Origin of the sequence: Aeromonas sp. L_1B5_3 (genome assembly GCF_963866575.1) — a bacterium.
In the GTDB taxonomy this organism is placed as follows: domain Bacteria; phylum Pseudomonadota; class Gammaproteobacteria; order Enterobacterales; family Aeromonadaceae; genus Aeromonas; species Aeromonas jandaei.
Genome location: NZ_CAWMDN010000164.1, coordinates 44,316 through 64,263 on the forward strand (window position 1 = coordinate 44,316; position 19,948 = coordinate 64,263).

At 59.1% G+C, this 19,948-nt stretch carries 16 protein-coding genes; 14 read left to right on the forward strand and 2 right to left on the reverse strand.

The annotated features are described in order from the left end of the window. Positions 1-65 precede the first annotated feature (65 nt). Complete coding sequence (locus AACR93_RS21870; RefSeq protein ID WP_043851956.1) at positions 66-2,078, reverse strand: methyl-accepting chemotaxis protein; 2,013 nt, start codon at positions 2,076-2,078, stop codon at positions 66-68. Positions 2,079-2,318: 240 nt separating this feature from the next. On the opposite strand from AACR93_RS21870, the gene hinT reads away from it, so the two are divergent. From hinT to tyrA, 12 genes are all read left to right on the forward strand, one after another. Next, positions 2,319-2,669, forward strand: a complete 351-nt coding sequence (gene hinT, locus AACR93_RS21875) for a purine nucleoside phosphoramidase (RefSeq protein WP_041209906.1) — start codon at positions 2,319-2,321, stop codon at positions 2,667-2,669. Next, a complete protein-coding gene (locus AACR93_RS21880) occupies positions 2,669-4,105 on the forward strand; it encodes a COG3014 family protein (RefSeq protein ID WP_043851957.1) in 1,437 nt (478 codons plus the stop codon). Before hinT ends, AACR93_RS21880 begins: the two co-directional genes overlap by 1 nt. A gap of 83 nt (positions 4,106-4,188) precedes the next feature. After that, positions 4,189-4,587, forward strand: a complete 399-nt coding sequence (locus tag AACR93_RS21885; RefSeq protein WP_041209904.1) for a YcfL family protein — start codon at positions 4,189-4,191, stop codon at positions 4,585-4,587. Further along, entirely contained in the window at positions 4,587-5,183 is a 597-nt protein-coding gene (lpoB, locus tag AACR93_RS21890) for a penicillin-binding protein activator LpoB (protein ID WP_033113381.1), read from the forward strand. Before AACR93_RS21885 ends, lpoB begins: the two co-directional genes overlap by 1 nt. After that, complete coding sequence (locus AACR93_RS21895; protein WP_231556999.1) at positions 5,173-6,018, forward strand: choline kinase family protein; 846 nt, start codon at positions 5,173-5,175, stop codon at positions 6,016-6,018. Before lpoB ends, AACR93_RS21895 begins: the two co-directional genes overlap by 11 nt. Positions 6,019-6,021: 3 nt before the next feature. Then, entirely contained in the window at positions 6,022-6,879 is an 858-nt protein-coding gene (locus tag AACR93_RS21900) for a DUF6279 family lipoprotein (RefSeq protein WP_042033397.1), read from the forward strand. A gap of 97 nt (positions 6,880-6,976) precedes the next feature. After that, complete coding sequence (locus AACR93_RS21905; protein ID WP_043851959.1) at positions 6,977-7,396, forward strand: hypothetical protein; 420 nt, start codon at positions 6,977-6,979, stop codon at positions 7,394-7,396. A gap of 157 nt (positions 7,397-7,553) precedes the next feature. Continuing rightward, complete coding sequence (gene secD, locus AACR93_RS21910; RefSeq protein WP_043851960.1) at positions 7,554-9,356, forward strand: protein translocase subunit SecD; 1,803 nt, start codon at positions 7,554-7,556, stop codon at positions 9,354-9,356. 155 nt (positions 9,357-9,511) lie between these two features. Further along, positions 9,512-10,429: a protein translocase subunit SecF gene (secF, locus tag AACR93_RS21915; protein ID WP_182927649.1), complete on the forward strand. Its 918-nt coding sequence runs from the start codon at positions 9,512-9,514 to the stop codon at positions 10,427-10,429. 276 nt (positions 10,430-10,705) lie between these two features. After that, positions 10,706-11,983 carry a glucose-1-phosphate adenylyltransferase gene (glgC, locus tag AACR93_RS21920; RefSeq protein ID WP_042033393.1) on the forward strand — a complete coding sequence of 426 codons (1,278 nt, stop codon included), beginning with the start codon at positions 10,706-10,708 and terminating at the stop codon, positions 11,981-11,983. Positions 11,984-12,338: 355 nt separating this feature from the next. Then, entirely contained in the window at positions 12,339-13,412 is a 1,074-nt protein-coding gene (locus tag AACR93_RS21925; RefSeq protein WP_043851961.1) for a 3-deoxy-7-phosphoheptulonate synthase, read from the forward strand. A 70-nt stretch (positions 13,413-13,482) separates the two neighbouring features. After that, positions 13,483-14,610, forward strand: a complete 1,128-nt coding sequence (gene tyrA / locus AACR93_RS21930; RefSeq protein ID WP_043851962.1) for a bifunctional chorismate mutase/prephenate dehydrogenase — start codon at positions 13,483-13,485, stop codon at positions 14,608-14,610. 968 nt (positions 14,611-15,578) lie between these two features. Here the strand turns inward: tyrA and AACR93_RS21935 are convergent. Next, entirely contained in the window at positions 15,579-16,616 is a 1,038-nt protein-coding gene (locus tag AACR93_RS21935) for a porin (protein ID WP_043851963.1), read from the reverse strand. A gap of 400 nt (positions 16,617-17,016) precedes the next feature. Between AACR93_RS21935 and dinG the strand changes: the two genes are divergently transcribed. Beyond that, entirely contained in the window at positions 17,017-19,089 is a 2,073-nt protein-coding gene (gene dinG, locus AACR93_RS21940; RefSeq protein ID WP_043851964.1) for an ATP-dependent DNA helicase DinG, read from the forward strand. 158 nt (positions 19,090-19,247) lie between these two features. Beyond that, positions 19,248-19,907, forward strand: coding sequence for a YccT family protein (locus AACR93_RS21945; protein ID WP_043851965.1), 660 nt, complete (start codon positions 19,248-19,250; stop codon positions 19,905-19,907). Positions 19,908-19,948: the final 41 nt, after the last annotated feature.

Sequence of the window (19,948 nt, forward strand, 5' to 3'; positions counted from 1 at the left end):
CTTGTCACTGCCGCAAACAACAAGGCCCCGCAGCTGCGGGGCCCTGTTGTTTCAGCCTGTTGCCATCAGGCGCTCAGGCGGAAGCGCTTGACCAGACTCTCCTGCTGCTCGGCGAGGGAGTCGAGCTGCTGGCTGGTCTGGGCCACCCGCTCGATCCCCTGATAGTTGAGATCCGAGATATCGGAGATGCGGTTGAGGTTGGTGGCGATGTCGGCGCTGGTCGCCTGCTGCTGCTCGGCAGCGGAGGCAATCTGGCTCGACATGTCGCTGATGAGCACCACGATCCCCTGCACCTCCTCCATGGCGTTGTTGGCGTGGGAGCTCTGATCCATGCAGCTGTCCATCTCGCGCGAGCACTCCTGCATCACGGTCACCGCTCTGGCAACCCCCTGCTGCAGGTTCTCGATCATGGTCTGGATCTCGCTGGTGGATTGCGCGGTGCGTCCCGCCAGACTACGCACCTCGTCGGCGACCACCGCAAAACCGCGCCCCTGCTCGCCAGCACGCGCCGCCTCGATGGCCGCGTTAAGAGCCAACAGGTTGGTCTGTTCGGCGATACCGCGAATGACATCGAGAATGTTGCCGATCTGGCTGCTCATGCTGCTCACATCGCCAATCACCTTGCCGGTCTGTTGCAACTTGCCCGCCAGCTGATGGGTGGTGGTGATATTGCCCGCCATCACCTTGCGCCCCATCTCGGAGGCCTTCTCCACATCCATCACCCGCTCCAGAGTCTGGTTGGCGGCCTGCGCCACCTCGCGTACCGAGGCCTCCATCTGGGTCATGGCTGCGGCGACCGAGGCGGTCTCCTGCCGCTGTTTCTCCAGATCGGCCCGCACCGATTCGGTGGTATGGCGGTTGCCGTGGGCGGCATCGTTAAGCTGGGCTGATGCGTTGGAGAGCTGGGCCAGCACCTCTCCCATCTGGGCGATCAGCAGGTTGAGCTGGCTGCCCAGCTGACCAAATTCGTTCTTGCTGTGAAAGCCGATGCGCTGGGTCATGTCACCGCGAGTCACCTCGGAGAGGACTCGCAGCAGCTCACGCAGCGGACGGCGGATCGCCTTGCCCAGGGTGTAGGCCACCAGCATGGCGATCAGGATGGCGACCACGATGCTCGCCCCCTGAGTCAGGGTGCTCTGGCGCTGCACCTCTTTGGCATGCTGGATACTGCCGTTCATCAGCTGCTGGCTGCTCGCGGTCATCCGCTCCAGCCGGTTCTGGATCTCGACGATAAGCGCGCTGGCCTGCTTGCTCTTCTCCCGCATCAGCTCCTGCTGCTTCATCAGCGCCAGATACTGGGCCAGCACCCCTTCACTGGCGGTGGTGTCGCGCACGAAGCCGTGGACATAATGGCCCATGTCGTTCTCGAAATTCTTGAGCTCGCCCTGCAGATCCTTGATGGTGCTGTTGAACCCCTCGATCTGCATCTTGTTACGTTTGAGCGCCCCTTCGATGGGAGCCGGGATGGTCTGGTTGAGCGCATCCATGGTGGAGAGTTCGATGGCGGAGAGCTTGGTGGTCAGGGTCTCGGAGAGCATCTTGATGAAGCTGTCGTCGATGGTGATCATCATGTCACCCAGATTCTTCTTGAACTGGGGCAGGCTGACCTGAAACTGCCCCTTGGCCAGATTGACCTTGTGCAATCGGGTGAGCAGCGCCTCGTGCTCACCGGGCAGGGTATCGGTCAGTTCCAGATAACGCGCCACCTGCTCGCCAAGGGCGGTCATCTCGCCCTGCAGCTCGGGGTGTTCGGCCACCTGCTGCCGCAAGGCGGCCAGGGTCTTGTCGACCTGCGCCTTGGCCTGTTTCAGCTCGGCCACTTCGGCCGGCAGCTGTTTGGGGTCCTGCTCGGTCAGCACATCCCCGAGCCACTTGTTGGCGCTGAGCAGAGAGATCTGGGTCTGACTGCTGGCGATCACCAGCGGCATCGACTGCTGGGTAACCTGTTCCAGCGCCCCGCCGAGGGTCTCCTGACTACGAAATGTGAGCAGTGAGCTGGCCACCATCACGGCCACCAGAATAGCGAAGCCGAGATAGACCCGCTGCAAGATGGAGAGATCCGACATTGATTGTTTCATTATTATCCCGCTGTATATGCAAAAGTCCCTTGCCTGAGTACCCCGTCCTTTTGATACCCTGCAGACCACCCTGAACAGGCGCTACAGATGACGTCCCTCCGGCTATCGGTATTTTTAACAATAACTGAAGGGAATGGGACATCAGCTGTGTCAAATCTCGGCTTGTGTCACACTTGCCGTGCAGCGCGGAGCCGCTTGGGATCCAAATTCGATTTTCTTTTTCTCATAAGGGAGTTAGCCATGGCGCAAGAAACCATTTTCAGCAAAATCATCCGCAAAGAGATCCCCGCCGACATCCTTTATCAGGACGATCTGGTGACCGCTTTCCGGGACATCCAGCCCAAGGCCAAGACCCACGTGCTGATCATCCCCAATGTGCTGATCCCCACCGTCAACGATGTGGAGCCGGAGCACGAGCTGGCCCTTGGCCGGATGTTCACCGTGGCCCGCAAGCTGGCTGCCGACGCGGGCATTGCCGAGGATGGCTACCGCCTCATCATGAACTGCAACCGCCACGGCGGGCAGGAGGTCTACCACATCCACATGCATCTGGTCGGTGGCCAGCCGCTGGGGCCGCTGCTCAGCCTGTAATGAATCGCCATGCCTCAACCTGCCGCAGCGCCATGTTGCTCTGCGGCGCCCTGCTGTTGCTGGGGGGCTGCGCCTCCCGCTGGCAAGACATGTTCGTCTCCTACTCCGATCAGATGGTGCCATTGCGCAACCAGTTGCTGCTGGGCCATGCCGCCGAGGCGCTGCCCGAGGTGCGCGACTCCACCCTCGGCGATGACACCTTTGTCCTCGATCGCCTTGAAGAGGGTCGCATCGCCTGGCTCGCCGGTCAGGATGCGGGTAGCAAGCAGGCGTTTTCTGCCGCCGACAGCCGCCTTCAGTGGGAAGACAATCAGGCCGAATACCGGCTGAGCCACGGTCTGGGTCAGGTGGGCAGCCTGCTCACCAACGACCAGTCGATGGCCTACCTCACCCCCGATTACGAACGCACCATGCTGCACCACTATCTGGCCCTTAACTACCTGCAACGAGGGGATGCCGATGGCGCCCTGGTGGAGGTACGCCGGGCCAATCAGGTGCAGGAGCAGGCCCTGAAACGGCGAGCTGACGAGGTGCGCAAAGCGAAGGATGAGAGCGAAGAGGCCGAGACCGAGGGGGAGATGCGCCAGCTGATGTCGCGCGGCGCCCCCGAGCTCGACCGGCTGATCGGCAAGGTCAAGAACGGTTTCCAGAACGCCTATACCTTCTACTTCACCGCCGTGCTCTATGAGGCTGCGGGTGATCTCAACGACGCCTGGGTCGATTACCAGCGCGGCTACCAGATAGCGCCGGACAACCGCAGCCTGCAGGATGCCTTGCTGCGTCTGGCGGTGCTGCGCGGCGCACCGGACGAGATCCGCGCGACCGAGAAAAAAGTGGGTCGCAAAGCGCCACCACTCACTAAAAATCAGGGCCAACTGGTGGTGCTGTTTGAAGATGGCCTGATCCCGGCGCGGCGCGAACTCTTCCTGCCGCTGCCCATCTCCACCTCCCAAGGCGATTTTCGCACCTTTACCGTGGCCATCCCCTATTACGATAATCGGGCCAGCGACACGGGGCCGCTCACGGTCACGCTCGGCAAACGGGTTGAGCAGACCAGCGAGCTGGTCAGGCTGGAAGCGCTGGCCGCCAAGGATCTGCAGGAGCGGCTGCCCGGTATGCTGACCCGCCAGGCGCTGCGGCTGGTGGCCAAGGAGCAGATGCGCCGCACCGCCGCCAAAGAGGGGGGCGATGTGGGCAATATTCTGGTGGGGATCTTCAACACCCTCTCGGAACGAGCCGATACCCGCAGCTGGCTGACACTGCCTGCGCAGGCATCGAGCTGGCAGGGGATGGTGCCGGCGGGTGAGGTGACCCTCACTCTGGGTGCGGGTGCCGCCCAGCGCCAGTTGCCGCTGACCATTCATAGCGGCCGCACCACCCTGGTGTGGGTTCAGCGCCTCGGCGCCGGCCTGACCACCCGGGTGATGCCGCTCTGAGCAAGCGGCAAAGAGAGATGAGCAAGACGATTAACCGGGCAGCCCCCAGTGCTGCCCCACTCACTCCAATCAAGGAGAGCAAGATGAAAGCATACGGGTTGGCCCTCGGGCTCGCGCTGCTGCTGACCGGCTGCGCCACCAACACCTCCGGCGTGGCGCTCTATGGAGCACCGGGCGCCGCAGCGGTGGCGGAGCAGCATCAAAACGTCAACGTCACCCTGACCGAGCTGAGCCGCCGTGAACAGAACGGACTGCTGCAGGTCAATGTGGCCGCCGCCAGCACCCAGCGTGGCGACAACAAGCTGCAATATATGTTCTATTGGTATGATGAGGCCGGTCAGGAGGTCGCCAGCGACGGTCGTGGCTGGACACCGCTCAAGCTGCATGGCTATCAGACCCGCACCCTGTCTGCCCTGGCGCCGAGCCCGACCGCCCGCGGTTACCGGATTTATGTACGTGAAGTGATTGAGGAATCCTACTGATGAAAATGAATCATGCCCTGCTGATCCTGACCGGCGCCCTGCTGCTGGGCGGCTGCTCCAGCACCACGGTCAGCTACGGTGATCCGACCGAAACCGAAACGGTCACCGTCGATTACGGCTCAAGCGATCTGCAGGCTATTGCCGACAAGATGGCGGATTCCATGCTGGCCTCCCCCGCCACCAGCGAGATCACCGCCGGCGGCCGTCCGGTTATGTTCATGGACTCCATCCGCAACAAGACCTCCGAGCACATCGATACTGAAGCGATCACCGACACCATCCGCACCAAGCTGCTGCGGGCCGGCAAGTTCCGCTTCGTCGACATGAGCAAGGTTGCCGCCGTCAAGCAGCAGCTCGAATATCAGCAGAGCAGCGGCATGGTTGACCCGGCCTCCATGGTACGACTGGGCAAGCAGACCGGAGCCCGCTACATGGTCTATGGCAACCTCGCCAGCATCGTCAAGGACAATGGCAAGGTGAAGGATGTCTACTACCAGATGACCATGAACCTGATGGACCTGCAAAGCGGCGAGCTGCTCTGGGCTGACCAGAAAGAGATCCGCAAGCAGGCGAAGAAGTCCACCTTTGGCTGGTAAGGCTAATCCGGTGATGCTCGCCCCCGACGTTTTGCTCGCCACGCTGCCCGTCCCATGGCGGGACGGGACTTTCGAGGCGCTCGGCGCGGGCCTCACCAACAGTAACTATCGACTGCGCCTCCCTTCGGGGCGCAGTTACTTTTTGCGCCAAGGCCACCCGGACCCGGTGCGCCTTGGCATCGACCGGGCCACCGAGTGGCAGCTCTATCAGGGCGCCATAAGGTCGGGTTTGGCACTGCCCTGCCATTACCAGGATCCCGCCAGCGGCCTGATGCTGCTGGAGTGGTGCGACGAGCCAAACTGGCTTGAAGCTGCGCCCCCCGTCGCCGAACAGCCCCGTTTGCTGGCAGATGTGCTGCGCAAGCTGCATCGCCTCCCTTTGCCCACGGTGGTGATGGCGGTACGGGCCCACGCCGCCGGTTATCGCGCCCGGTTGGCTCAGGTACCGACCTGGTTGCCGGCACTGGAGCGCAGCCTGCTTGCCAGCCGCGACCCCGGCGATTGCTGGCGACCTTGCCACCATGATCTCAATCCGGCTAACTTGTTGGGTCACGCGCCCTGGGTTATCGACTGGGAGTACGGTGCGGCAGGCCATCCCGGCTTTGAGGTGGCCAGCATCCAGCGCACCCACGACTGGCCTGCAGAGCGGCGCAAGGCGCTGGAAGAGCACTATCTGCGCTCGCTACCACGCCATGAGTGGCCTGATTTTCAGAGTGAGGCGTTTATCCCCTGGGTCGACTATATCGGTCTGCTCTGGGCCCTGCTGATGGCGGAACAAGACGCTTCACCCGACTACGACACACTGATTGCCCTCAACCGGCAACGACTGGAGTGACAGATGATCAACAAGGTACGCTGGCACAAGCCAAAAACCTGGGGTCTGCTACTGCTCGGCCTGCTGCTGACCGGCTGCTCGACCCGGGTTATCTACTACTGGATTGATACCGCCATCATCTGGCAGCTGGATGACTATTTCGTCCTCACCTCCCCCCAGAAGGATCTGCTGAGCCGCGAGGTCAAAGGGCTGATGGCATGGCACCGCCAGCACGAGCTGCCCCGCTACGCCCGGGATCTCGATACCCTCGCCAAAGCGGTGGCCAGCCCCATGACACCGGAGCAGATCTCCACCAATCTCGATGCGGTGCAGCAGAGCCTGACCCGCACCCTGGAGAACGCCATTCCCCGCACCGTCAGGCTGGCGAGCACCCTGAGCGATGAGCAGGTGACCCGTTTCATGGCCGATCGGCTCAAGCGCCAGCAGGAGCGGCAGCAGGAGTTTGCCAGCGAACCCAAAGAGAAGATGCTGGCGGAGTTTCGCGACAAGATGAACCAGCGCCTCGAGTACTGGATTGGCGAAGTGAAACCGGCGCAGGCGCCACTGGTGGCCCAGTGGGCCGAGTGGCAGTATGAGCTGATGCCCCCCTGGCTCGAGTTCCAGACCTCCTGGACCAAAGAGCTGGACAGGCTGATGCAGCAGCGCCAGAGCCCCGACTTCACCCGCGAGCTGACCGAGCTGCTGGCACAGGGGGATGGCATGATGGATGGCCGCTTCACCGGTTATACCGAGCAGTCGCGCCAGCGCACCGTCAACTGGCTCTGCGCCATGAGCCAGTCGCTGGATCTGGCCCAGCGGGCCCATCTCTACTCCCTGCTCAAGGGCTATGCCCGCGATTTCCAGCAGATGACCGGGAGCTGACCAAGGGGTTTCAGAATAATCCTAATTGGGCGGCAAGGGTTGTCCCGCCTGCGCCGCCTGTGGTAGTTTCCCCTTTCCATTTATCGGGAATACCCTTTTGCGCCTTATCGACAAAGTCAAACTGGGGCTGGTGGCACTCGTTGTCTCGCTCACTCTGCTTTGTTCCATCAATGTGATGGAAGGCCCGCGGCTACCCGATCAGCAACAGACCCAGAGCCTCTCGCAAGCGAGCGAGAGCGACGATGGTGTCATCAAGTTTGTTGCGACCAACCAGAATCACCTGCTGCGTTTTGAGCACTCCCTGCGCAGCGACAACCAGCCCAAAAATGTGGTCTACGAGCTGATCCAGAGCTGGTCTGCCCAGGCAATTCTGCTGGTGCTGCTTGGCTGGCTGTTGCTCGCCGCCCAGCTCTACCACAAGCAGCGCTTTCGCGATCCCTTCGCCACCATTCACCGCCACCGGCTGCAGCGCCAGTATCTGCAGTACCGCTTCACCCAGAGCTATCTGAGCGCCTGACCCCGAGGGGTTGGCACATCCACTGTTTGCTCATCTCCTCCTTCTGACGGATCCCGCTTCGGCCTGATCCGCACTTGATGCATCCATTTTTCTGCGCCTTGCCGAGCCTTGATGCTATCGGCCTGCGCACCATTCTCCTGACAGAGGCCAATTTGCCATGAGAAAAACCAGCCATACCCTTCTCAACCGCATGAGCAAGTGGCAGTACGCCCTACTGCTGCTCATGCTGCTGACCTTTACCTTCTATTCGCTGCCGACCTTTTTTGGCGAGCAGCCCTCTCTTGGTCTGCACGGTCAGCAGAGCCTGACCACCAAACAGCAGATGCTGCTGACCGACAACCACCTGACCCCGACCAAGATCATCGAACAACCGGAGCGGGTCGAGCTGGTCTTTGCCAGCCAGAGTGAACAGCAAAGAGCCAAACAACTGCTGGAGCAGCAGGGTCTCGACAGTGCAGCGCTGACGCTGGAGTTCCACTCCAACGCCCCGACCTGGATCAGCCGCCTTGGTGCCGATCCCATCAAGCTCGGGCTCGATCTGCGCGGCGGCTCCCAGCTGCTGATCGGGGTCGATGTCGATTTCGTCCTCGATGCCCAGACCAAGAATCTGGTCGACACCCTGCGCACCCGCTTCCGTGAAGCCAATCTGCGCGGTGCCGGCGTGGCCCGGGCCGATCTGGGCAGCGTCAATGTCACCCTGCCGGAAGCTGACGATCAGAGTGGCTGGCTCACCATCATCAAGGAGAGCGCCGGCACCCGTCAGGATCAGTGGAAAATGACCCGCAGCGGCAACCAGCTCAAGCTGGTGCTGAGCGAGGCCGAACGCACCCAGCTCATCAACAACGCCGTGACCCAGAACCTCTCCATCCTCAAGAAGCGGATCAACGAACTCGGCATCGTCGAAGCTTCGGTACAGCGTCAGGGTCAGGATGGCATCCGCATCGAGCTGCCGGGCGTGCACAATCCCAAGCAGGCGAAAGAGGTGATCGGGGCGACCGCGTCACTGGCCTTCTACGAGGCCAAGGCTGACAGCCACTTCTACATCGCCGATCGCAACGGTCAGGCCGTCGGCATGGCGCGCCGGCCAGTGCTGACCGGCGAGCACATCGTCGATGCCCGGGCCAACATGGGCGAGATGGGTCAGCCGCAGGTCAACATCGTGCTCGACACCCTGGGCGGCAACAAGATGAACCAGTTCAGCCGCCAGCATGTGGGCAAACCGATGGCGACCGTCTTCACCGAGTACAAGACCAATGCCCAGGGCAAGCTGCGCGCCCAGAGCGAGGTGATCAACGTCGCCACCATCCAGACCGCCCTTGGCAACCAGTTTCGCATCACCGGGATTGGCAGTCTGCCGGAAGCGCAGGAGCTCGCCATGCTGCTGCGCGCCGGCGCCCTCACCGCACCGCTCAAGATCCTGGAAGAGCGCAGTATTGGCCCGACGCTGGGGATGCAGAATATCGAAGCGGGCTTTACCGCCCTCGGGTTCGGGATGGCGGGCATGATGCTGTTTATGATGGCCTGGTATCGCAAGTTCGGCTGGGTCGCCATCACAGCGCTGGTCGCCAACCTGCTGATGCAGGTCGGCATGCTGGCGGTGCTGCCGGGAGCCGTGCTGACCCTGCCGGGGATCGCAGGTCTGGTGCTGACGGTGGGGATGGCGGTGGATACCCACGTGCTCATCTTCGAGCGGATCAAGGATCGCCTGCGTGACGGCGGCTCGCTGGCCAACGCTATCGACTTTGGCTATCGCTCGGCATTTCGCACCATCTTCGATGCCAACATCACCACGCTCATCTGCGCCGTGGTGCTCTACTCCATCGGTTCCGGGCCGCTGCAAGGCTTCTCCATCACCCTCATTCTGGGGCTTATCTCCAGCATGGTGACCGGGATCTGGGGCACACGCGCCATCATCAACCCCCTGTGGGGCCGCAGCAGCGAGCGCACGCTGAAGGTGTAACGGGGCGAACCGCCCCCTGATGAGCGGATCCGGCACCTCCGCCGGCCATGGAGATGGCCAGCCAAACGCGCCGGATCAGAGACATTTCCCCCGCAGTGCCAAGGCACGTCGGGACGCGGCCGCCAGCCCGGCGCTGGCAGGCCAAGGAGAGAACTATGTTGAGAATGATTGTTGCCATGGGGCTGACCCGCTGGCGTTATATCGGCCTGTGGGCCTCTATCGTACTGACAGTGGCGAGCATCGCCATGCTGCTGGTCAACGGCCTTGCCCTCGGCCTCGACTTTACCGGTGGCACCCTGCTGGAGTTTCATATCCAGACCCTCAAGGAGGCCCATGAGCTCAACGCCATGCTCACCTCCCCGCTGGCAGGCGCGGTGGAGCTCAGCTCTGCCGGTGTCCCCGGCGAGTGGCTGATCAAGCTGCCACCGCACGAACTGCCCTGGCAGGCCACCGAGCTTGCCACCATGCTGACCCAGCAACTGGGCATGCCGGTCGAGCTGCTGCGCACCACCATCGTCGGCCCGCAGGTAGGTGCCGAGCTGTTCCAGCAGGGGATGCTGGCGGTGCTGGTCGCCTCCCTCGCCATCTCGGCCTATCTGGCGTTTCGCTTCGAGTGGCGTCAGGCCATCGGCATCCTTATCTCGGTGATCCACGATGCCATCGTGGCACTGGGATTGCTGGCGCTGTTCAACATCGAGTTTGATCTCAACGTCATCGCCGGTCTGATGGCGGTGATTGGCTACTCCCTCAACGACAGCATCGTGATTTCGGACCGCTTGCGGGATCTGCTGAGCTCGCGCACCCAGATGGGGATCCACGAATGTTCTGATGTCGCCATCAAGGCCACCTTCAGCCGTACCATGATCACCTCGGGTACCACCCTGTTTACCGTCGGGGCACTGCTGCTGTTTGGCGGCGATACCCTCTACGGTTTCTCCTTCACTCTGTTCACCGGCATTCTGGTGGGGACCATCTCCTCCATCACCGTGGCCTCCACCGTGCAGGAGCTGCTGGGTCTGAGCCCGCAGGCCTATCAGAAGAAGGGTGAGGAGCCGCTGGCAGAGGCGGCATAACCGCCCTTTTTGCGGTGTGTTTTACCTCCCACCTTGCGGCCCCTGCACACAAGCAGGGGCCTCTTTCCTGCCCACGCTGTTAACGCTGTTAGCTTCTTTTTGCGAAGAAAATTTACGAGTGAGCAGATTGACAGCAAAAGATGAAAAAACAACCACACCTTAATAACAAAAAAGTCATTTTATTACGGCATACCCCGCAAAAGTGTGACTGAAAGCACTTTCTTTAGGTCTCAAAAGCGGCAAGATTGTAGTGATTTATCTACAAAGGGATACAAGATGTTGTTACAACCTGCCAATACAGCAAAAGCAAGACAGTTGCTGAACGAGACCATGGCTTTGGTTCTCGCCGGAGGGCGGGGTAGTCGCCTCAAACAGTTAACTGATAACAGAGCGAAGCCTGCAGTCCACTTTGGCGGAAAATTCCGCATCATCGATTTTGTGCTCTCCAACTGCATCAACTCCGGCATTCGCCGCGTAGGTGTGGTGACCCAGTACAAATCCCACAGCTTGCTGCGCCACCTTCAATCAGGTTGGTCTTTCTTGCGCTATCAGATGAACGAGTTCATCGACCTGCTGCCCGCGCAGCAGCGCGTGGACGAGGTCAACTGGTATCGGGGCACCGCTGATGCGGTCTATCAGAACCTGGACATCATCCGCGACCATGGTCCCAAATATATCGTCGTACTGGCAGGCGACCACATCTACAAGATGGACTACGCCGCCATGCTGCTCGACCACGTCAACATGGGCGCCAAGGTGACCGTTGCCTGTATCGAAGTGCCGCGCAGTGAAGCGAGTGCCTTCGGGGTAATGGCGATCGATGGCGATCGCAAGATCAACGCCTTTGTGGAAAAACCGGCCAACCCGCCTGCCATGCCGGGCAAGGAAGATACCTCCCTCGCCTCCATGGGGGTCTACATCTTCGATGCCGAGTATCTCTATCAGCTGCTGGATGAAGACATCACCAACGACGAATCCCACCACGATTTCGGGATGGACGTGATCCCCCGCGTGGTGCGGGAAGGGACTGCATACGCTCACCCGTTTGGCATGTCCTGCGTCGGCTGCAATGCCGAGAAGCGCCCCTACTGGCGCGATGTGGGCACAGTGGACTCCTTCTGGGAGGCCAACATGGATCTCGCCTCCGTCACTCCGGAGCTCGATATCTATGATCAGGACTGGCCCATCTGGACCAGCCAGACCATGACGCCACCCGCCAAGTTCGTGCAGGACAGAAACGGCCAGCACGGCATGACCATCAACTCGATGTTCTCTGGCGGCACCATCGTCAGCGGCTCCTTTATCCTGAGCTCGGTGCTCTTTACCAATGTGCGGGTTCACTCTTTCTGCACCCTGGATCAGGCCGTGGTCTTCCCCGGGGTCGAGATCGGGCCGGGCTGCCGCCTGCGCCGGGTGGTGATCGACAAGGGGTGCAAGCTGCCAGAAGGGATGGTGATCGGTGAAAACGCCGATGAAGATGCCCGTCGCTTCTATCGCTCCGAACAGGGCATAGTCCTAGTAACCAAAGAGATGCTGGACAAACTCAAGGCGTAATATCACGTCTTGAACGGGGCTCTGGCCCCTATTCGAAGGGGCCATCAAGGCCCCTTTCTTGTTTCTCTGCGGTGTCGACCCAGCTCTCCCTTTATGCTTCTTTTGCCCTCCCCCTGCGCAATCGTAAACATTTAATTACAAAAAACACACTCCGTCACGCTATCCCTCGCTATTTTATTACCATAACGACTATGTCAACGCGTTTTTATCTGCATAAATGGCAGTAAACCCGCTTATTTCACTTGATTGTTTGTTTTTACTTGGTAAGGTGAGGGCGGTTGCGTAACAAAGCACGTACCAATGTAAATATATGTGTACGGTTGCTTTTAGAATTCAGTCCAGAGAGAACGACATCATGCAAAGAGATCCCCTGAACAACATCCATATCCAGTCCGAACAAGTGATGATCACGCCTGCCCAGCTCAAGGAGAAATTGCCTATCTCCGCCAAGGCGCTGGCATTCGTGCAAGGGGCCCGCAATACCATCGCCGATATCATCCACCGCCGTGACCACCGCCTGCTGGTGATCTGCGGCCCCTGCTCCATTCACGACATGGAGGCCGCCAAAGAGTACGCAACCAGACTCAAGGCCTTGCATGATGCCTATCAGGACTCTCTCTACATTGTGATGCGGGTTTACTTTGAGAAACCCCGCACCACGGTGGGCTGGAAGGGCTTTATCAACGACCCCAATCTGGATGGCACCTTCGACGTAGAGCTGGGGCTGCACCGTGCCCGCGAGCTGCTCTGCTCGCTGGCCGAGATGGAGCTGCCGCTGGCGACCGAAGCACTCGACCCCATCAGCCCGCAATACCTGGCCGAGCTCTTCTCCTGGTCGGCCATCGGCGCCCGCACCACCGAATCCCAGACCCACAGGGAGATGGCCTCCGGCCTCTCCATGCCGGTCGGCTTCAAGAACGGCACCGACGGTAATCTGGGCACTGCTATCAACGCCCTGCAATCGGCCTCCTCTCCCCACGCTTTTATGGGCATTAACCAGCAGGGCCAGGTCGCGCTGTTGCAGACCCAGGGCAACCCGGATGGCCATGTGATCCTGCGCGGCGGCAAACACCCCAACTACGACTCGGTCAATGTGTCGCTGGCGGAAGAGGCGCTGGAAAAAGCGGGCCTGCAGCCGGGACTGGTAGTAGATTGCAGCCACGGCAACTCCAGCAAGGATCACCGTCTGCAGCCCAAGGTGGCTGACAACGTCATCCACCAGATCCTGGAGGGAAACCGATCCATCATCGGGGTGATGCTCGAATCCAACCTGTTTGAGGGCAACCAGTCGAGCGAGCAACCCAAGTGCGAGATGCGCTACGGTGTCTCCATCACCGATGCCTGCATCGACTGGGAGACCACAGATGCGCTGCTGGCCCGTTGCCACAGCCAGCTGGCGGCGCCACTCAAGAGCAGAACTGGCGGTTAAGCCGTGATATCTTAATGCAACATATTGAATCACAAGGTGCTGCCGCTGGCGGCACCCACAGGGACTGAAGATGGCAGAAGAGTTGAATGCCCTCAGGGACAAGATTGATGCGGTAGACCGGCAGCTGATCGATCTGCTGGCTGCCCGTCTGGCGCTGGTGGGAGAAGTGGGTGAAGTGAAGAGCCGCCACGGCCTGCCCATCTACGCACCGGATCGGGAAGCCAGCATGCTGGCCCGCCGCCGTACCGAGGCCGAGGCACTGGGCGTGCCGGGTGACCTCATCGAAGACGTGCTGCGCCGGGTGATGCGCGAATCTTACGCCAGTGAAAAAGATACCGGCTTCAAGTGCATGAAGCCGGATCTGGGCAAGGTGGTGATCATCGGTGGTCAGGGCCAGCTTGGCCGCCTGTTTGGCCATATGTTTACCCTCTCGGGCTATCACGTCGATACCCTCGAACAGGCCGACTGGCCGCGTGCTGACGAGATCCTCGCCGAAGCCGGTCTGGTGATGGTAGCGGTGCCCATCGACATCACCTGCCAGATCATCGACCGGCTCGGCAACCTGCCCGCAGATTGCCTGCTGGTGGATGTCACCAGCGTCAAATCAGCGCCGCTCGAACACATGCTGGCAGTACACCGGGGGCCTGTGCTGGGGCTGCACCCCATGTTCGGACCGGATGTGGCGAGTCTCGCCAAGCAGGTGATCGTCTGTTGTCAGGGACGTGACGCTGCCGCCAGCCAGTGGCTGCTGGAGCAGATGACTATCTGGGGCGCCCGCCTGCAGCAAGTGGAAGCCAAAGCCCACGATGAGGCGATGACCTTTATCCAGGCGCTGCGCCACTTTGCCACCTTTGCCTACGGCTGGCACCTCTCCCGGGAAGGAGCCAATCTTGAGCGGCTGCTGGCGCTGAGCTCCCCCATCTATCGGCTGGAGCTGGCCATGGTGGGGCGGCTGTTTGCCCAGGATCCCCACCTCTATGCCGACATCATTCTGTCGTCGCCACAGAACCTGGCTATGATCCGCCGCTACTACCAGAACTTCGGCGAGGCGCTGGGTCTGCTGGAGCGTGGAGACAGGGACGGTTTTATCGAGGCGTTCAGCCAGGTTTCCGGCTTCTTTGGCGAACACGCCGACCAGTTCCTGCGTGAAAGCCGCACCCTGCTGGCACAAGCCAACGATCGCCGCCAGCACAGCTGAGCGAGCCCGCACCAATCGATTGCCAAGGGAAGATGCCCGCCATCTTCCCTTTTTATTGGTACGCCCTTAATTGCCACGCTATTTCTTGGCTCTCCATTTCTTGACTCGCCATCCAAAAGCCCCAGCCTAAACGCACGCTGGAGATCCTTTTGCAGACCACGCTCTTCCCTTATCAGCTCACCAGCTGAAAATAACCGCGCCGGTTTTCCTACCCACTGCCAATGGTCGCTCGCTTGCTATCCATCTTACAGCAACTGGCAATCGGCAATCGGCAATCGGCAATCGGCAATCGGCAATCGGCAATCGGCAATCGGCAATCGGCAATTAAACATCAAGCTGCAACACAACCGAACAGCCAAGCCACAGGCCCAATCAGCCATATCGGCTATTGGCCTCTTCCGCCACAGATCTGAGGAGGACCAAACCATTGCAGATAGACGAAAAGCTATAACGTCCGTCCAACAGGCGCTCAATTAGACAGCCCGTTAAGATCGGCCATATCCCTCATTACGTTGAGCACAATGCTCCAAACCCCGACAACAGGCCAAGAAGGTCGCCATAAATTTAATTTATGTATTTTCCCAAAATGACCGAATTTTTGTTTATACCGCACATATATTTCTCCCCCAGCTCCTTCGCAGCCATTCTCCACCGGACAGAGGCTGCGCCCGAATTCGGGCTGTTCACTTAACAGAACCGTAGCGCCTGTTAGCCTGAAGACATTTATGAGCTGCAGGAGCAGGAGCAGGAGCAGGAGCAGGAGCAGGAGCAGGAGCAGGAGCAGGAGCAGGAGCAGGAGAGATTAATCGTGACAACGGCTTTGGCAACTTGGGCAGCAATACGGTTTACCCAGCCGCTCATCCAATCACTATCAAGACAACAAAAAGAAAATGGCCGGATATCAATCCGGCCATTTTATCGCTTGGTCAAAGACTCAAGCTTGGATATCGCTTGTCAGCAACTTCTTATTAGAAGTTGTACTGCAGAGCAACAGTCCACTCGTCGTCCAGCTTCTCGATGCTCTGGATTTTGTATTCGGTGTAAGCTTTCAGCTTCGGAGTGAAAGAGTACTGAACACCCAGCAGAGTTTCGTCAACTTGGTCTTTGTAGCTAGAGCCTGCCTTCTGGGCATTCTCTTTGGCTTCTTTGAAGTTATAACCAGCAAGGAAGGTCCAAGCGTCTACATTGTAAGAGGCAGCGAACTCGTAGCCACGGCCTTCATCTTTCACGCCAGAGCTCTTGTTCTTAACTTCACCTTCGGTGTAAACACCAGCGAAGTAGAAGCCATTGATTGCATAGTGTGCGCCAACAGCCCACTCGTCTTTCTTACCAGTTTGGCCGTTGACTTTATTTTGCAAGTCAGAGTATGCATAACCTGCATTGAAGCCCAGACCGAAATCGAAGTCATAACCAGCTGCTGCGGCATAAGCTTTCTTACGCTTAACGTCTTTACCCCAAACAGCATCTTCTTTAACTTTCTGACCGACGTCAGTTACTACAACAGCAACATCATCATTGGTTTGGTAGGAAACTTTGCCTTTGAAGCCACCGATAGCGTTGGAGTAAATGATCTGACCTTCTTGGCGACCATCGTAATAGTTACCGGCATCACCCCATTCGTTGAAGATATCGGTCGGCTCCAGAACGTCGTAGAAGGCAGTGTCGGTTTGACCGAAGATGATCTTACCGTACTGAGAACCGTCAAAACCGGCATAGATATGACGCGGGTCGATATCACTAGTTTTGCTACCAGAGTTTTCGGCAGCTACCTGCCATTCAGTCTTGGCGATAGCCGCCCAAGTATTGTTCAGAGCTACTTTACCGGACCAACCCAGACGAGTAGAACCAACCAGCTCAGCTGGTTTGTCGTTAGCATCGCCATAGTAGTTAGCCTGTACGCGGCCGTATACGTCGAAATTGGTACCGTCTTTGTCATAGATCACAGCTGCGTTAGCTGCGGATGCAAACAGAGCCGGGATAGCAATAGCCAGAATTGTCTTTTTCATAGTTTCCAATGCCTACTGTAATTAAACACTAAGTCTTTGTTATTCCCTGTGTTAGCGATGTACTTTGCATCACTATGACGGCGAGACTAGCACCGGGTTTTCACAACCGCAACGAAAAAACTTGGAACTTTTTATGAAAAGCATAGTCACCAAAGCAGAAATGTGAGCCAGCTCTCACATTATCTGATCATCGAAGGAAAACGTTTGCAATGCTTTTTGCTGTTTTTTTCTACTTGCACAGCCTGTTTTTTAGGTAATTGCAGCTAACTCCCTGATAAACAACCAACCTCATCAGACCAGTGCGAAATGAGGGTGATGAAAGTGCGCCCCTCGACCCCGACAAGGGGATACGGGTATCCTTGGCCTTTCCCAGCGCAACAACCAAACTGGCCTCCTCTTTATGCTGTCAACTCGCCTCAAAGCCACCATTCGTCAAACCTACCGCCAGATTTCGGATGGCTTGCCCGGTTTTGTGCCGCGTAAAGAACAGAATTTTCTGGTTGCCGAGATAGCCAAGACGCTGACCGGGGAGTATGACAAACAGCGCCGGATTCTGGTGGCCGAGGCGGGCACCGGTATCGGCAAATCCCTCTCCTATGCTCAGGGAGCGATCCCTGTCGCGAGATTGACCCAGAAAAAGCTGGTGATCTCCACCGCCACCGTGGCATTGCAGGAGCAGCTGATCCACAAGGATCTCCCCTTCTATCACCGCCACAGCGAGTTGCCGTTTCGCTTTATGCTGGTCAAGGGGCGCCAGCGCTACTGCTGCGAACATCTGCTGGAGCAGGCTGCAAGCGGTAGCGAGATGGCCAACTTCGAATTCGACTTCGGCGCCCTGAGCAAACACAAACCATCAGAAGCCGACAAGCGTTGCTATCAGGCGCTATGGCAGGCCTACACCGAAGGCAACTGGGATGGCGATCGGGACAACTGGCCCAAACCCATACCCGACCTGTGTTGGGATCGTATCGCCGCCGATCGCCACACCTGCAACAAGGCCCTGACCCATCATCAACACTGCCCCTTCCACCGCGCCCGCAACGACATGGATGCGGCCGACGTGCTGGTTGTCAACCACGCGCTGCTGCTCTCTGACCTCACCATGGGTGGCGGCATCATCCTGCCGCCACCCGACGAGTGCATCTATGTGCTGGACGAAGCGCACCACCTGCCTACCATCGCCCGGGATCACGGCGCCGCCTCGGCCAGCGTCAAAGGTTCGCGCCGCTGGCTGGAAAAACTGGTGCAAAGTGCTGGCAAGCTGACTCGAACGCTCAATAAAGAGAGCCTCATCGATCCGCAATTGAAGTTGCAGGATGCCCTCGCCTCCATTCAACCCGACCTCAAGGCGGTGGAGCAGTGGCTCGCCAGCAATGACCGGCTGTTTGGCAGCGAGACGCACTACCGTTTTGGCGAAGGGGTATTGCCAGACCCGCTGCCGATGCTGGCAGAAAATCTCAGGGAGTCGAGCAAGAAGGCGCTGCGAGCGCTGGACAGAATGCAGGCAGCCATCGGTGAAGCCCTGAAAGATGGCGAGATCCGTCGCAAGGAGGCCGAGCCGCTACTGGCCGAGAGCGGTTTTCATCTGCAGCGGCTGGAGAGCTTCTGCGCCCTGTGGGAGATGTTGGGGCGCCATATTCCCGAGGGGAAGACCCCGCTCGCCCGCTGGATGGCCAAGAGTGACGATGGCGACATCTGGCTGCATGCCTCCCCTATCGAGGTGGGTTATCTGCTGGAAGAGTGGCTCTGGTCCAGGTGTCTGGGCGCCGTGCTGGTCTCGGCCACCCTGACCGCCCTCTCCTCCTTTAGCTATTTCCGCCACCAGGTGGGTTTGAAGGAGCACGACGGCACCCGCTATCTGCGCCTGCGCTCCCCCTTTGATTACCAGAAAGCCGAGCTCTATCTGCCCAAGATGGCCCATGAGCCCAACTCCCCAGCCTTTACCAACGAGCTGATTAGCGCCCTGCCACGCCTGCTGGCGGGTAAAGAGGCAAGCCTGGTGCTCTTCTCTTCCTACCGGCAGATGAACGAGGTGGCCATTGGTCTCAGGGCAAAGGGGCTCTCTTTGCTGGTACAGGGCGAGGCCTCCCGCAACGCCCTGCTCACCCTGCACAAGCAGAAGTGCGACGGCGGTCAGGCCAGCATCCTGTTCGGTACTGGCAGCTTTTCCGAAGGGCTGGATCTGCCCGGTCACTACCTCACCAACCTGGTCATCACCAAGCTGCCGTTCGCGGTGCCCAACTCGCCGGTGGAAGAGGCCACTGCCGAATGGGTCGAGAAGCGGGGCGGCAATCCCTTTTTGCAACTGACGGTACCGGAGGCGTCGCGCAAGCTCATTCAGGCTTGTGGTCGCCTGATCCGCAAGGAGGCTGATCGGGGACGGGTCACCATTCTCGATCGCCGCCTGCTGACCAAACGCTATGGCAAGGGGCTGCTCGATGCCCTGCCCCCGTTCAAACGGCGCATTGAATGACACTTCCGAATCACGCTGCCACTCAATCCTAATGATAGAAAAGATGATATCTGGGTTGATTTTGACCAACTCAAAGAGCAATTGCCGCAGTGGACCAAACCTGTAAAAATGAGCCCCTGTTTTCAGCAGGCAATCGTCTGACTGTTCAAGGAGATGAAATGAAACTGACTGTTCTGGTACCGGCACTGGCTGGTCTGTTGTTTGCGGGTAGCGCTCTGGCCAATACCCAGGTCGAAGTAAGTGCCCCTTATGTTGCCCAGCTGATCGACGGCCAACCGATCAACCCCAAACTGCTCGACAAAACCAGCACTTTCCCGCTCAGCGCTGGCAAGCATCAGCTGGTTGTTGCTTTTGAAGGGAACTACTCCAGCCGCAACGACATCAAGCTGGTAACTGCCGAACCGCTGGTGCTCAACTTTACTGCCGCCGACAACCAGAAGCTGGTGCTGGACTTCAAAAAGCCCCGCAATGAAATGGAAGCCAAGCAGTTTGTCAAGGATCAGAAAGTTGCTCTGAAAGACGCCGCCAGCGGTCAGACCGTGGCCAGCGAGCAGTTCGTGATGCCGAAAGTCGAAGGCTTCCAGTTGACTCGTGACTACCAGCAAGAGCTGATCAACATGGGCAAAGCATTCAACCAGCCCAAAACTGTCGCCGTCTCCTCTGCGGCCGTCATGGCTGCCGCCAGTGCACCGGTTCAGGTAGCGCCTAGCAAAGCCCAGAGCAACCCGGAAGCCCTAACCCAGCTGCAAAACTGGTACAACAAGGCTGATGCGGAGACCCGCAAAGCGTTCCAGATCTGGGTTATCCAGCAGCAGTAATTGGATGATTCATCCCGCATCGCCGGGAGAGACAAGGGGAG

Coding starts and splice junctions, on each gene's coding strand:
- dinG (WP_043851964.1), top strand. CDS start 17,017: ATGCTGTCAACTCGCCTCAAAGCCACCATTCGTCAAACCTACCGCCAG.
- hinT (WP_041209906.1), top strand. CDS start 2,319: ATGGCGCAAGAAACCATTTTCAGCAAAATCATCCGCAAAGAGATCCCC.
- AACR93_RS21870 (WP_043851956.1), bottom strand. CDS start 2,078: ATGAAACAATCAATGTCGGATCTCTCCATCTTGCAGCGGGTCTATCTC.
- AACR93_RS21885 (WP_041209904.1), top strand. CDS start 4,189: ATGAAAGCATACGGGTTGGCCCTCGGGCTCGCGCTGCTGCTGACCGGC.
- AACR93_RS21935 (WP_043851963.1), bottom strand. CDS start 16,616: ATGAAAAAGACAATTCTGGCTATTGCTATCCCGGCTCTGTTTGCATCC.
- AACR93_RS21945 (WP_043851965.1), top strand. CDS start 19,248: ATGAAACTGACTGTTCTGGTACCGGCACTGGCTGGTCTGTTGTTTGCG.
- AACR93_RS21925 (WP_043851961.1), top strand. CDS start 12,339: ATGCAAAGAGATCCCCTGAACAACATCCATATCCAGTCCGAACAAGTG.
- secD (WP_043851960.1), top strand. CDS start 7,554: ATGAGAAAAACCAGCCATACCCTTCTCAACCGCATGAGCAAGTGGCAG.
- lpoB (WP_033113381.1), top strand. CDS start 4,587: ATGAAAATGAATCATGCCCTGCTGATCCTGACCGGCGCCCTGCTGCTG.
- secF (WP_182927649.1), top strand. CDS start 9,512: ATGTTGAGAATGATTGTTGCCATGGGGCTGACCCGCTGGCGTTATATC.
- tyrA (WP_043851962.1), top strand. CDS start 13,483: ATGGCAGAAGAGTTGAATGCCCTCAGGGACAAGATTGATGCGGTAGAC.
- AACR93_RS21880 (WP_043851957.1), top strand. CDS start 2,669: ATGAATCGCCATGCCTCAACCTGCCGCAGCGCCATGTTGCTCTGCGGC.
- glgC (WP_042033393.1), top strand. CDS start 10,706: ATGTTGTTACAACCTGCCAATACAGCAAAAGCAAGACAGTTGCTGAAC.
- AACR93_RS21900 (WP_042033397.1), top strand. CDS start 6,022: ATGATCAACAAGGTACGCTGGCACAAGCCAAAAACCTGGGGTCTGCTA.